At 65.1% G+C, this 13,080-nt stretch carries 11 protein-coding genes; 7 read left to right on the top strand and 4 right to left on the bottom strand.

The window, feature by feature from the left end:
- Nucleotide 1: 1 nt before the first annotated feature.
- From SAZ01S_RS15745 to SAZ01S_RS15765, 5 genes are all read left to right on the top strand, one after another.
- Nucleotides 2-733, top strand: coding sequence for an SDR family oxidoreductase (locus tag SAZ01S_RS15745; protein WP_084583227.1), 732 nt, complete (start codon nt 2-4; stop codon nt 731-733).
- Between the two features lie 5 nt (nt 734-738).
- Nucleotides 739-1,908 carry an FMN-dependent L-lactate dehydrogenase LldD gene (gene lldD / locus SAZ01S_RS15750; RefSeq protein ID WP_084583228.1) on the top strand — a complete coding sequence of 390 codons (1,170 nt, stop codon included), beginning with the start codon at nt 739-741 and terminating at the stop codon, nt 1,906-1,908.
- Nucleotides 1,908-2,765, top strand: a complete 858-nt coding sequence (locus SAZ01S_RS15755) for a fumarylacetoacetate hydrolase family protein (RefSeq protein WP_084583229.1) — start codon at nt 1,908-1,910, stop codon at nt 2,763-2,765. The genes lldD and SAZ01S_RS15755 overlap by 1 nt, the downstream gene beginning before the upstream one ends.
- A 120-nt stretch (nt 2,766-2,885) precedes the next feature.
- Complete coding sequence (locus tag SAZ01S_RS15760; RefSeq protein ID WP_218018099.1) at nt 2,886-3,425, top strand: PepSY domain-containing protein; 540 nt, start codon at nt 2,886-2,888, stop codon at nt 3,423-3,425.
- A gap of 104 nt (nt 3,426-3,529) precedes the next feature.
- The gene (locus SAZ01S_RS15765) at nt 3,530-4,834 is read left to right on the top strand and encodes an O-acetylhomoserine aminocarboxypropyltransferase/cysteine synthase family protein (RefSeq protein ID WP_084583231.1); all 1,305 of its coding nucleotides are present in this window, start codon (nt 3,530-3,532) and stop codon (nt 4,832-4,834) included.
- A gap of 194 nt (nt 4,835-5,028) precedes the next feature.
- Here SAZ01S_RS15765 and SAZ01S_RS15770 read toward each other — a convergent pair whose 3' ends face one another.
- The gene (locus SAZ01S_RS15770) at nt 5,029-5,763 is read right to left on the bottom strand and encodes an NUDIX hydrolase (protein WP_084583232.1); all 735 of its coding nucleotides are present in this window, start codon (nt 5,761-5,763) and stop codon (nt 5,029-5,031) included.
- Nucleotides 5,764-5,839: 76 nt separating this feature from the next.
- Here SAZ01S_RS15770 and SAZ01S_RS15775 point away from each other — a divergent pair, with 76 nt between their 5' ends.
- Entirely contained in the window at nt 5,840-6,433 is a 594-nt protein-coding gene (locus SAZ01S_RS15775) for a cysteine hydrolase family protein (protein WP_084583233.1), read from the top strand.
- Nucleotides 6,434-6,681: 248 nt separating this feature from the next.
- Here SAZ01S_RS15775 and SAZ01S_RS23740 read toward each other — a convergent pair whose 3' ends face one another.
- The 3 genes from SAZ01S_RS23740 to SAZ01S_RS15785 form a co-directional block, all read right to left on the bottom strand.
- Nucleotides 6,682-7,482, bottom strand: coding sequence for a hypothetical protein (locus SAZ01S_RS23740; RefSeq protein WP_139810106.1), 801 nt, complete (start codon nt 7,480-7,482; stop codon nt 6,682-6,684).
- Entirely contained in the window at nt 7,458-8,867 is a 1,410-nt protein-coding gene (locus SAZ01S_RS15780; protein ID WP_245824931.1) for a CHASE2 domain-containing protein, read from the bottom strand. Before SAZ01S_RS15780 ends, SAZ01S_RS23740 begins: the two co-directional genes overlap by 25 nt.
- Before the next feature lie 111 nt (nt 8,868-8,978).
- Nucleotides 8,979-9,845, bottom strand: a complete 867-nt coding sequence (locus SAZ01S_RS15785; RefSeq protein ID WP_084583235.1) for an autotransporter outer membrane beta-barrel domain-containing protein — start codon at nt 9,843-9,845, stop codon at nt 8,979-8,981.
- 333 nt (nt 9,846-10,178) lie between these two features.
- Here SAZ01S_RS15785 and SAZ01S_RS15790 point away from each other — a divergent pair, with 333 nt between their 5' ends.
- Nucleotides 10,179-12,791 (top strand): caspase family protein, encoded by a 2,613-nt coding sequence (locus SAZ01S_RS15790; RefSeq protein ID WP_084583236.1) that lies wholly within the window; start codon nt 10,179-10,181, stop codon nt 12,789-12,791.
- Nucleotides 12,792-13,080: the final 289 nt, after the last annotated feature.

The raw sequence follows: 13,080 nt of genomic DNA on the forward strand, positions 1-13,080 counted from the left end.
CATGCCCCGCCTTGCCGACAAGCGCGTCCTCATCACCGGTGCCGCCCAGGGAATCGGTCGCGCCATCGCCGAACGGTTTCGCGACGAGGGTGCCGCCGTGCTCGCCATCGACAAGCAGGCCGATGCGCTGGCGACGCTCGCCGGCTGCGACACCCGTATCGTCGATCTGCTCGATCCTGCCGCCGTGGCTGCCGCCGGTGACGCTGCCGGCACGCTCGACGTGCTGGTCAACTGCGCCGGCTATGTCGACGCCGGAGACCTGCTCGAGACCAGCGAGCGCGGGCTGGACCTGTCGTTCGACCTCAACGTTCGCGCGACGATCCGGATGACCCAGGCGGTGCTGCCCGCCATGCTCGCCGCCGGTCGGGGAGCGATCGTCAATATCGCCTCGGTTGCCGGCGCGATGATCGGCGTGCCCAACCGGCTCGCCTATTGCGCCTCCAAGGGGGCCGTGGTGGGGCTCACCCGCTCGATCGCGCTCGATTATGTCGGCCGGGGCATTCGCTGCAACGCAATCTGCCCTGGTACGGTGCAGTCGCCCTCGCTCGACCAGCGGCTGGCCGCGACCGGGGATGCGGACGCCGCCCGCGCCGCCTTCGTCGCCCGCCAGCCGATGGGCAGGATCGGCACGGCCGAAGAAGTCGCGCACCTCGCGCTGTATCTGGCGAGCGACGAGAGCGCCTATACCACCGGCGCCGCGATCGCGATCGACGGCGGCTGGACGATGGCCTGACCGCGATGCCGATCATCGCCTCGATCAACGACTTCCATCGCGTCGCCCGGCGGCGCCTGCCACGCTTCCTGTTCGACTATGCCGATGGCGGCGCGCTCGACGAACTGACGCTGCGCCGCAACGTCCGCGATCTGGCCGCGGTGACGCTTCGGCAACGGGTGCTGCAGGACGTGGCCAAGGTCGATTGCTCGACCAGCTGGTTCGGCCGGCCGGTCAGCCTGCCCGTCGCCCTGGGTCCGATCGGGATCGGCGGCATGTTCCGCCGTCGCGGCGAGGTGCAGGCGGCACGGGCGACGGCGCGGCACGACGTGCCGTTCACGCTCTCGACCGTCGGCATCTGCTCGATCGAAGAACTGCGCGCCGGGGCGCCGGACGCCCGCCTGTGGTTCCAGCTCTATGTCATCCGCGACCGTGGGTTCATGCGCGAGCTGATCGCCCGGGCGAAAGCCAAGGGCGCCGAGGTGCTCGTATTCACCGTCGACATGCCAACCCCCGGCATCCGCCAGCGCGATCCGCGATCGGGCATGTCCGGGCCGGGCGGCCCCGCCCGCCGCTTCCTCCAGGCGCTGGGCAAGCCGCGCTGGGCATGGGACGTCGGCATCCGCGGGCGGCCGCACCAGCTGGGCAACCTCGTCCCGGTGCTCGGCGCCGATAGCGGGATGGAGGATTATATCGGCTGGATGGCGGCCAATTTCGATCCCGGCATCCGCTGGAACGATCTCGACTGGCTGCGCGCCGAATGGGATGGGCCGCTCGTCATCAAGGGCATCCTCGATCCGGAGGATGCCCGCGCGGCGGCCGAGTTTGGCGCGGAGGGCATCGTCGTCTCCAACCATGGCGGGCGCCAGCTCGACGGCGTGCTGTCGGTCGCGCGTGCCCTCCCTGCCATCGCCGATGCAGTAGGCGATCGGATGACGGTGCTCGCCGATGGCGGCGTCCGCTCCGGGCTCGACGTGCTGCGCATGCTGGCGCTCGGCGCCGACGGTGTACTGCTCGGCCGGGCCTGGCTATGGGCGCTGGCCGCCGGCGGAGAAGCTGGCGTCGACCGGATGCTGGCGATGCTGGCGCACGAGCTCCGCGTGGTGATGACCCTCGCCGGCTGTTCCTCCATCGCGGCGGTCGATCGCACGCTGCTGGCGCACCCCTCTTTTCTTCCCTACAAGGACAATGTCTGATGAAACTCTGCCGTTTTGGCGCCCCTGGCGCGGAAAAGCCCGGCTTGATCGATGCCCATGGCGCCATTCGCGACCTGTCCGGGGTCGTCAACGACATCGACGCTGCAGCACTGTCGCCGGACAGCCTGGAGCGGCTGGCGGCGTTTCCGGTCGATCAGTTGCCCCTGGCACCCGCCAACGCCCGCTACGGCGTGCCGGTGGCGGGTACCCGCAAGTTCATCGCCATCGGCCTGAACTATGCCGATCACGCCGCGGAATCGAACCTGCCCATCCCGTCCGAGCCGGTGGTGTTCAGCAAATGGGTCAACTGCCTGCAGGGCGCCAACGATCCGGTGATCATCCCACGCGATTCCACCAAGACCGACTGGGAAGTCGAACTCGGCGTCGTGATCGGGACCGCAGCCTATGACGTCGACGAGGCCGACGCGCTGGCACATGTCGCGGGCTATTGCGTGGTCAACGACGTTTCCGAGCGCCACTGGCAGCAGGAGCGCGGCCCCACCTGGGACAAGGGCAAGGGCTTCCCCACATTCGGCCCGGTGGGCCCCTGGCTGGTGACCGGCGACGAGGTGGGCGATCCCCAGGCGCTGTCGATGTGGCTGGAAGTGAACGGCAAGCGCGTGCAGGACGGATCGACCCGCACGATGATCTTCTCGGTCGCGCAGATCGTCGCCTATTGTTCGCGCTTCATGGCACTGGAACCCGGCGACATCATCACCACCGGGACGCCCCCGGGGGTAGGGCTCGGCCAGAAACCGGAACCCTGGTACCTGAAGCATGGCGACATCGTTCGGCTCGGGATCGAAGGCCTGGGCGAGCAGCAGCAGCTGTTCACGTCCGTACGCGAGACTGCGTGACCTGGGCACTCCCGCCACAAGAGCTTTCGACGAAAAGCGAGGACGCACCCTGGTTCTGCCAGACGGCCCGGCCGATCCACGTGCGCTCTACGGCGCCGCGCGCTTCCGCTTCTGATGGCGATGGCGCGCCCTTCGCTGCGGGTGCTGGTGCGGCGGGTCCATCTCTGGCTCGGCCTGCCGATCGGCGTGCGGCTCGACCTGCCTGACCATGTGCGGCCCCTGCTCCGGCAGCTGTCGCCGCTGTTCACGGCCCCCGCGCTCACCGTGAAACCCACCGGCAAGCCGCTGCCGCTCGCCCCCCTCGTCGCGCGCGCCGAGCAACGCTTTCCCGACGGCCACCTCGCCTGGATCGAGACGCCCGCACGAGCGACCGCACCGATCCGCATCAACCTCGCCCGCCCCGGCGAACCTAGCCGGCGCTTCCCGCGCACCAATGTCTGGCTCGATCCCTATAGCGGCCGGATCCTCGCCGTGCGCGACGGGCGGGCGGAAAGCGGCGGCGACGTACTGCCCAACTGGCTGCACCCGCTGCATGGCGGCGAGGCGTTCGGACTGGCCGGGCGACTGCTCGCGCTGGCAGCGGGGCTGGCGCCGATCGCGCTGTTCGTCACCGGCCTGCTGCGCTGCCGACGCCGGAGGCCGCGCCGGTGCCATGGTTGAGCGTTCGCCGGGGCGATCCCAAGGAAATCTATCTCCCCTTCGCGAGGACGCCCGTTAGCATCCTCGTCAACAGGATAGACCGCCGCTTGAGAGGAGGAAACACCATGGCCGATCGCCCGCTGCACCCCGAAACGCTCGCCCTGCACGCCGGCTGGCGCGCCGACCCAAGCACCGGCGCGGTGATACCGCCCATCTACCAGACGACCTCCTACCAATTCCGCGACACCGACCATGCCGCCAACCTGTTCGCGCTGCGCGAGCTGGGCAACATCTATACCCGGCTCGGCAACCCGACGACGGATGTGCTGGAGCAGCGCATCGCCGCGCTCGAAGGCGGCGCGGCGGCGTTGGCGGTGGCGTCCGGCCAGGCCGCGTCTGCCTATGCGGTACAGAACCTCGCCCGCGCCGGCGACAATATCGTCAGCGGTACCGACCTGTATGGCGGCACCTGGAACCTGTTCGCCAACACGCTGAAGGACATGGGCATCGAGGTCCGCTTCGTCGATCCCGCCGATCCGGAGGCGTTCGTGCGCGCCAGCGACGATTGCACCCGTGCCTGGTATGTCGAGACGCTGCCCAACCCCAAGCTGATCGTCGCCCCTATCGGCGAGATCGCAGCGCTCGGCCGCCCGCTCGGCATCCCGCTGATCGTCGACAACACCGCCGCGCCGCTCATCGCCCGGCCGTTCGATCATGGTGCCGCCATCGTGGTCTATTCGACCACGAAGTATATCGGCGGCCACGGCACCTCGATCGGCGGCATGATCGTCGATGGCGGGACGTTCGACTGGGAAGCCTTCCCCGAGCGCCAGCCTTTGCTCAACACGCCGGACCCCAGCTATCACGGCGCCGTATGGAGCCAGGCGGCCAAGCCGCTGGGGCCGATCGCCTATATCCTGCGCGCCCGCACGGTGCTGCTGCGCGATCTGGGCGCTGCGCTCTCGCCCACCAACGCCTTCCAGATCCTCCAGGGGCTGGAAACGCTGCCGCTCCGCATGCCGCGCCACTGCGAAAACGCCGCCAAGGTCGTCGCCTTCCTGCAGTCGCGGCCTGAGGTAACGCGGGTAATCCACCCTTCGGTGCAGATCGGCGTGCAGGCCGACCGCGCCGCGCGCGTGCTCACCGGCGGCCAGGGCGGGCTGGTCGGCTTCGAACTGGCCGGCGGCAGCGACGCGGGCCGCGCCTTCATCAACGCGCTCCGGCTCTTCTACCATGTCGCCAATATCGGCGATGCGCGCAGCCTCGCCATCCATCCAGCGTCGACCACCCATTCCCAGCTCTCCGCCGAGGAGCAGGCGGTGACCGGCGTGTCCGAAGGCTATGTCCGGCTGTCGATCGGCCTCGAGCATATCGACGACATTCTCGCCGACCTGGGCCAGGCGCTGGACCGGGCCGCCGAGCAGGCCTGATCCGATAGCCGCCGGCCTCCGGATCGGGCTGGCGGCTATTTGCTGGAGCAGAGCGGCGGCGTGGGCACCGTTGCCGAAGCGTCCCGTTTCGGCTCAAGCACCACCACAAATCCAGTGAACGCAACGAGCAAGCCGATTGTCAGGTGTAATCCGCGCCGGAAGCAGAAGACGAGCCCGCGCCCGCGCCTGAGCCCTTACGCTTCTCCTACTGGGGGACGATATTGATAGAGTTCGGCCGGCCGGAACGACGCGCCGGTCTCGCGTTCGCCGGTCGCCTCCAGCCAGCCGCGATCAAGCATGCGGCGGCGGAAGGCCGGCTTGTTGAGCTTGGTGTCGAGGATCGCCTCGTAGACATCCTGCAGCGCGCGAAGCGTGAAACGCTCGGGCAGCAGGGCGAAGGCGATGCCCGAATAGTCGAGCTTGCCGCGCAGGCGGCGGACCGCAAGGCTGAGCATCGCGCCGTGGTCGAAGCCGAGCGGGAGCGGGTCCCCCTCGCCGATCCGCGCCTCGACCGGGCCGCCCGCCTCGCCGGACCAGGGCACGGTGAGTTCCGCCAGCGCCAGTTCGGGCGCGGCCGTCAGCGCAGCGACGAAGCGATCGGCGGGCAGCAGCGCGAAATAGGCGACGCTGATGATGCGGGTGCGCGGATCGCGCTCGACCGCGCCGAAGGTATAGAGCTGCTCGACATAGGCATCCGCCATCCGCGCCTTGGCAGCAAGGATACGATGCGCCGCCGCGTCGAGGCTCTCCCCGATCCCTACAAAGCCGCCGGGCAGCGCCCAGGCACCGGCGAAGGGCGGCTGGTCGCGTCGTGTCAGCAGTACCGCCGGTGCGCCGTCGACCACACTCATCAGGATGAGGTCGACCGCGACCGACGGACGTTCATAGGTGGTGGCGTCATAGGCATCGAGAAAGGCTGCTTCGTCCATCGCCCCACCTTATATGCGTAATACGCTTTACTTATGCGCTAGCCGCACATATGTCAAAGGAAGAAGGAGACAGACCATGCGGCGCTTCATCGTGGCGGTAGATACCCAGGCCGACTTCATGCGCGCCGATGGCGCGCTGGCGGTGGACGGCGCCGAGGCGCTGATCGGGCCAATGCAGGCCTGGCTGAAAGCGCTAGATCCGGCGGAAACGGCAGGCGTTCTGTTCACCTTCGACACCCATCTGGCCGAGACGTTTCCCGGATCGGCCGAGGCCGAGCAATTCCCGATCCACTGTGTGCGCGGCACACCGGGGTGGCAGAACGTGCTCGATGCGAACGCCATCGCGCCGGGTATCCCAACCTACCGGATCGAGAAGGGCGTGTTCGACATGTGGGCGGAGCCTGACCTGATGATCGAGGCAATCGGAAGCGGCGAGACCACCGCGCGCGACGCCTTCTTCGCAGAACTGAAGGCTCGCGGCATCGAGCAGGGTACCATAATCGGTGTCGCCGCCGATTACTGCGTCCGCTGGGCAATCGATGGGCTGGTTGCGCGAGGCTTTTCGGTCGAGGTGCCGCCGAACCTCACCCGCGGGATTGCGCGACAGGTTGAAGAGGTCCTTGCCGCAGCGTTTGCGGGCGCACCTGTTCGATTGGCGGCCAAGGACTGAAATACCAACGATCAGCCAGCGACATGGCGGTCGGACGCTTACGGCCTTGGCAATGAAGGGACCAGTGTCGACCCGGATTCTCGATCAGGAAGCGGTCAAGCCGAAGCCCGGCTGTCGTCGAAGCTCGGCAATTCCGGAAGAGACGAGATCCGGTGAGAGCGCATAGCCATCGAACCGCTCGTACAGCGGGGTTGCCTGGGCGGCCAGCCGATGCGTCGAGGCGACCTCCAGTAGAGTAGCGACCTACCTCAGCGTACCGCTTCCAATGCTGCAGTAAATCTCGCAGCCACGGCCTTCTGCTCGGGTGTTCCGGCCAGTTGCAGCAGCAATCCCTCCTGATATGCAGCCAGCCGCCAGGCGCCGCATTCCGGTGTATCCTGATCCAAATAGCACAAGTTGTTGTTGAGCGCCCAATAAGTGGCGCGCTCGATTTTGTGGCCAAAAGCATCAAGACCCGGCGTCTGATAACCGGCGGGGGTTTCCGGCACGTTCGAACTATCCACAACTTCGACATGGAAGGTGGAGTGCAGGAGCGATCCGTCGCTGCGTGTCTCAGCGACCCGTATTTCCAGCGGACCGATCCGTTCCAAGGCATGCGGTGCGCGTAATTGATGAAGACCGGGCCCGGCTTCCGCACGGGCCAGCACCGTCTCACCCCGGAGCAATTCAATCTGGCTTGCTACCGGACTTCGCCACGGGATCACGAAATCCTCTGTAGAGCCGGGCACATAGGAGATCGTATCGGGGGAGATTCCCACGATTGACAGCCGCGCCGCGCCTTTCGAGCGAACAGAAACTTCGCTGGTCGGATCCTGTCCGAGATAAGCGCGTACGATTTTGACAAATCGGTAGATTACGCCTGACAACCCCGACTCTCCAGTTGCCGGCGGCACTTGCGCGGTCACGGCAGGGTTTGGGCGCACCAACGGTGTCGCCTCTGGCTGTCGAGGCCCAGGCTGCCGCGCAGTTTGCTGCCCCTCCCCAAGCGGTAGGGGCTCGCGAGGGAGTGCGGCGAACAGCAGGGTCAGGGCGCACGCGTAGACGCGCATGGGGGCTCCTTCCGTCTCGATCTGATGCGGACACGCGATTCTAAGGCGTCGATGAGCAGCTTGGTGATTGAAAAGGCAAACAGGGCGATACTGAGGTCCATCCAGTGCCCGAAAAAGAGCAGTACTGCCCAGACGATGCTCGACGCCGGTACAAACAGGAGGTGTGCCAACAGGACAGTATGCGCCTCGGGCGCGATGAAGGCATCCACGATCAACGCCCCGAGTGCGATCGCAAGCGTCAGCATCGTCAATAATGCCCCGGACCGTAACGGTCGCTTCAGCGTCGTGACGGTATAAATTGCGTTTGCCAGCAGCGCGGAGCCCGGCATCGTCCCGATCGGTGATCGTACGTGATCGCCGCTGTCGCCATCGGTGCGACCAATGATCACAAGGCGGTTCTTCAAGGCCCGTGCTGCCGGTGTCTCGCGCGCCGTGGTGATCGTTGCTGCCGATACCCGGACGAAGGCGGCATAGGGGGGCGCTTGAATCGATGGCGCCGCAGCACCGTTCTCCCAAAGATTTTCCATCGGGAAGGCGATCACGGACCGGCGCGCCAGATACTGGCCGGTTTCTCGAAACCAGGGGTCGTCCTTCCGCACCCCCCAGAGTCGAAGTGCAGCGAATAAGGCCGGTGGCGGCCCGCCCGGCGCCGACAACAGACAGTTGCGCGATCCCTTGGCGAGCGCCTGGGTCAACATGTCGGCCGCGTCGCCACCGTCACGGCCGACATGTCTGGCCTGTTCCAAAATGCGGATCAAATAGCCGGGGGCCAGCAGCGCCATGGGCTTGCCCGCCTGATCGCAGCCGATCCGCCACCCGACGAGCGTGCGGAACATCTGATCCTCCTCATCGCGGACTAGATCGGCGGTAACCCAGTGAAGATGCCTGTGCGCCGGGCCCGAGGCGACCAAGGCTTCGAACGGCGAGAACCGGAAATAGCTTTTGGCGAGTAGCGTGTGCGGCCGGTGCGCCCGGTCCGCCACCGCGTCGGCCCGCTCCTGCGGTCGCGGATCGATGCGCTGGCTGCGCGCGAGCAGCACATGCGTAGCGCCAATCAACGCAGGATCGGAAAGTACCGCCGCGAGCGCCGGATCGCTGCCACCGAAGCCAAGGTCGAGGTCCAGCAGCAGATAAGGCGGCTGCTGGCGCAGCACAGCGCGCAACAGCGAGGCAAGATGATCGCGCGGCGTCAGCGCGCCGTCGCTCCCCCATTGCTCAACCATCGTGCGGTCGTCGATTTCGACCAGCGCCATTGGGATGCTCGGCGCCGGCAGCACGCTGGGTCCGAAGATCTCCATCAATTGCGCGTCGATATTCCGCCGCGCCTCCTTCACCAAAGGAGAGTCCGCGATCATCAGCGACGTGAAAGCAACGATCGCGAACACGGCCAAGAGGCGCTGCAGGCGCCGCACTTCTCCCGCATCCGCTTGCCGCGTAATCCATCGGCGAACAATGCGCAGGACCGCCCGACCTCGCCGCCGGACATGTCGCATGCGTCAGCCTCCAAGGCGCTTGTCAAAGTCGTAGCGGAGGCGCACCAGACCGCCGAGCTGGTGCAGCCCGCGGCCGTCCTTGCCGCTCAGTTCCGCGCCGAAGCTCCAACGCCTGCCACCGCGGACTCGCAGGCCAGCCTGATAGGCGAAAAGCGCCGGCACGTTGTTGCGCAGGTCCACCGGCCCCACCGGATCGATCCCGATTTTCAGGCGGGATAGCGGCACCTCCGCACCGCCAGCGCCATAGAGCGTCACATCCGTATAGATCTCGTGCTCGAGAAACGCCTTCCCGAAGACCGAACTATCGGTTTGATGCCCGAGCAGAGGATCGCGAAAGGCGGTATGGGTCAGGCGGATACCGGCCACCGGCTTCAGGAACGATCGCCGGCCATGGCCAAGCTGCCAGCTATAGGCGGCGCGCAATTCGCCGGCGAAATGTTCGCCGCCGCTCCGGCCCTTTGGTGCCTTGATCCCGAAGACGGTTGCCGTGCTGTCATTATCCAGCAGCAACACCGTCGCAGTGCCGCGGACGACCAGTCCTTCAGCCCAGCCCGCACGGGGCGTATACTGGAAATAGGCAAGGGGCCCAGCACCCTTCACCCGGATCTTGGCGCTCTGCCCATAACGCGGCACGTCCAGATCAGGTTGAACTAGCATCCCAGCAAGCGCAATACCGACAGCCAACTGGTCCTGCCTGCCGATCGGCCGGTCCGTTCCCGCTGCCGCCACCGCAGAGGCGCCCTTGGCGCGGCTGTCATCTGTTCGCATCCTTGTGTCGAACACGCCACCTGCCGCCCATATCGAACGGCTACCATTTTCGTTCGGGATCTGATCGAACAGCGCGATGCCCGCCTGGCCTGTGGCCACCATCGTATTCGCCCGCGCACAATTGGACTGGAACAAGCGCGCCGTATTCGTTCCCGGTGCACGGCCAGCAATTTCCCGACCGCCCACGAAACCACGTACCGGCGGTCCAGAATTAGGGCCTTGCTGAGTCGGACCGCAATTCTGTGCATGTGCCGGTTGGCATTGCAATGCAGTCACATAAAATAAACCCACCAACGGCCCCAACTTACAACTATGTTGCATGTCACCCCTCCGAGTCCCCGAGTCAAATTTCTCACGTTTGACAGGTCATATCAATATACTTGATATATCCACTCTATACCTATCCGTGCTTGCCAGTTATCACCTTGAGATGTAATGGCGATCTCCGGGGTTATTGTCGATTTTCACCTGGCGATGGAGCGCAGCATGACCTTCAGGCTGGTTCTATTCAGCGCATTTACTGCATTATCCCTTTGGTTTAACGTAGTTTTTGCCGAGGCACAGGATCTACCCGACTCGCCTGGCGACTTGTTCCTGCCGAAACCGGCTGGAAGGGTCGTTGCGGCGGCGATCGCTACCGACGGATCGGTCCTCTTCACCGCCCACCCCGATCACACCGTGCGCGCCTGGGATTTTGCGGAGGGCACTTCACGAACGATGCTGGTGCATGGGGAGTCGGTTCAGCTTCGGGCGCTTGGCGGCCGCCGAGCCGCATTGATACTGACCAGCCGAGGCCAAGTGTATTCGATCCACGCGGACCGCCGACGGCCGCTGTTTGAACTGGACGGTGTGCACCTGATCGCCGTCTCTCCCGAGGGCAGCTATGTCGCCTTCGCTCGCGAAGATCGCGTCGATGTCTATCGCGTGCTTCGAGAAGGCGAATGCCTCGCGTTCGACCACGCACTGGCGGTGCCGCACGCCACGGCAGTCGCAATCGCCGCCTATGGCCGAGAGATTGCGACGTCAGATCCCAATCACGGGCTTCAGCAGTTCCGCCCGGGATTGGAAGGCGCGCCATTGGCGCCCGGTGGCCGATTTATCGATCTCGCCTACGACCATTCTGACCGGTGGTTGATCGGTCTGCGCTGTGATTCAGCAGAAATTCTGACTGCAAGTGGCCGCTGTAGGGGCACATTGGTAGCAATAGACCGCTGGGGAACCGGATCGAGCGCCGAATCGACGCACGAACTGCGAGCGGCCAGCGGAGCAAGGGCGATCAGCTTCGACGTGCGGCGTCGCCCAAGTTTGGACGTCGAAACCTCTCCGCTCGTTCTTGCAACCTTCGAAGACGGCAGCGTTCAGCTGTGGGAAGAGCCACAGTCCGAAGAGCCACAGTCCAGCGACGACCTGCAGCACGGCAGCTTCGCGTCGCGCCAAATTCTGAAAAGCGACGCAGCGGGTGCGCTTTTCGATCCGTGGGACGCCCGCGCCGTAAGCCGGGGCTTCTTCTTCTCCACCAACGGCACCATCACCTTGCGAAGGCTTGATCCCAGCGGAGTGGAAACGACGCCTCTGGCCCAACTGCTGCCGATCGAACAGGATGGCTGGGCCGTTCTCGCCCCTGCCCGCTTCCCCGGCGATACACCGCGTGTCGACGCACATCCGCACAGCCTGGCCGAGATCGACTGGGCGCTTCACCAACATCTTGAGAAACGAACTTCCTATCCGCTCGGCGCATTTGCCAAACGTTGCGAAACTGCCGGTCTGCTCGAACAAGTCCGCAACGCTTTGGACGATTCCAGTCCCTCGAGCGCGTGCGCGCCCATCCCGCGCGAACCAAAAATCAAACTGCAACTTGCGACGCCGCTACCGCAGACTCGCGGGAGCAGACGGTATGTCGCGCAGCTTGCCATCGTTGGCCCCTTGGCAGCGAACCCCGGAACGAACGCGCCGTACCTCGTCCATGAGGGGCGCTATCTACCCCGCCCGTTCCATCCTGTGGATTGCGGGGGTCGCAAAGGCACGCGCACCTGCTGGGAAACGGATTTCACTGTGGTGCCGGGTGCGCGAAATACCGTCTATGCGCAGATCCATGATGGGAAGGGTGAGCAACGATCCGAGCGGATCGAATTTGATGTACCTGCCGCCTCGCAACCGCGTCGCCCCGTGCTGCACCTGATAACGATTGGAGTCAGCGCGTATCGCGGCGACCCGGCCCAAGGCAGCTGTGAGGCTCAACAGTTTTTTTGCAAGCTAGAGACACCCGTTCAGGATTTGACTAGATTTCGGTTGAAGCTTCAAGAGGTACTCGCCGAGCGCTCACCACTTCTGCTTCAAATGCAGCCACCTATTATCGACGCTGCGGCGACGCGGGATAGCATATCCTCCACGCTCCATCGCTTATCGGCGAGCGTCTATCCCGAAGATGTGGTTTTGATTGCAATCTCTGGTCATGGATATTTCGATCCTTACGAATCGCCAGAATCGGCTGATTATTATTTTCCGGACGTAGATGCGCCGCGCGATTTTCAACCTTTCCTAGTCGGGCATCGGGACAGCGTCATGTCGATGCGCTGGCTCGTCGACGAGGTTGCTGCACTAGAAGCGCGAACCATCCTTTTTCTTGTCGATGCCTGCGAAGCGGGGGGCAGCGCAAAGGCGGCACTAGCCATCTTCAAGCAGCGCCTACAGCGCCTCGGGGGCCCGAACTCGGTTGGCTTTCTATTCTCCGCCAAGGAAGGTCGCTCGTCCTTCGATGGGCCGGCAGGCGGCAGTACAGCCCTGATGGCCGCGATGCTGCAGGTGTTGGAGGATTCCCGTCAGGTGCCGGGAATCGTGACCGCCAGCGACCTATTTCACAAGATCGACCAAATTCTAAGCGAGCGCGACCGCAACGTGGCGCGGTCCACGATCTCCGGTCTCGCTACCGGCAAAGATCTGGCCGCTCTCGCCATTCGGACGCCCCGAACGAGCAATGTCGGTGGCGATACGCTTCTCCTAAATCCGCTGAGCGCGAACTCGGCTCGCGGTGCAAGAGCGATTCGCTAGGCCGGCTTTGCGGTCCTGCCGGTCCGGCGTAGCGCTTTCCAAGGTTGTTTCACAGCGGCTGCCAAAGCCCGCGCCCCCCCCAATCGGCAGGTGTCGATTGCTTTGGAGCGCACCGGGCTGGATCGTCTCGCGCCTGTGTTCCGCAAATCGATGTATCGTCGACATGGTAGCTGCGCAGCTGCCGCGGAATGGCGGGCACCTGGGTCCACCAGACCTGCGAGAAGGTCCAATACCAGGTTGCGCGGATAAGAACCCATCGCTGCCCCATATCGTCACCCCGGCGAAGCCC

The sequence above is a fragment of the Sphingomonas azotifigens NBRC 15497 genome (assembly GCF_002091475.1).
GTDB classification, from domain to species: Bacteria; Pseudomonadota; Alphaproteobacteria; order Sphingomonadales; family Sphingomonadaceae; genus Sphingomonas; species Sphingomonas azotifigens.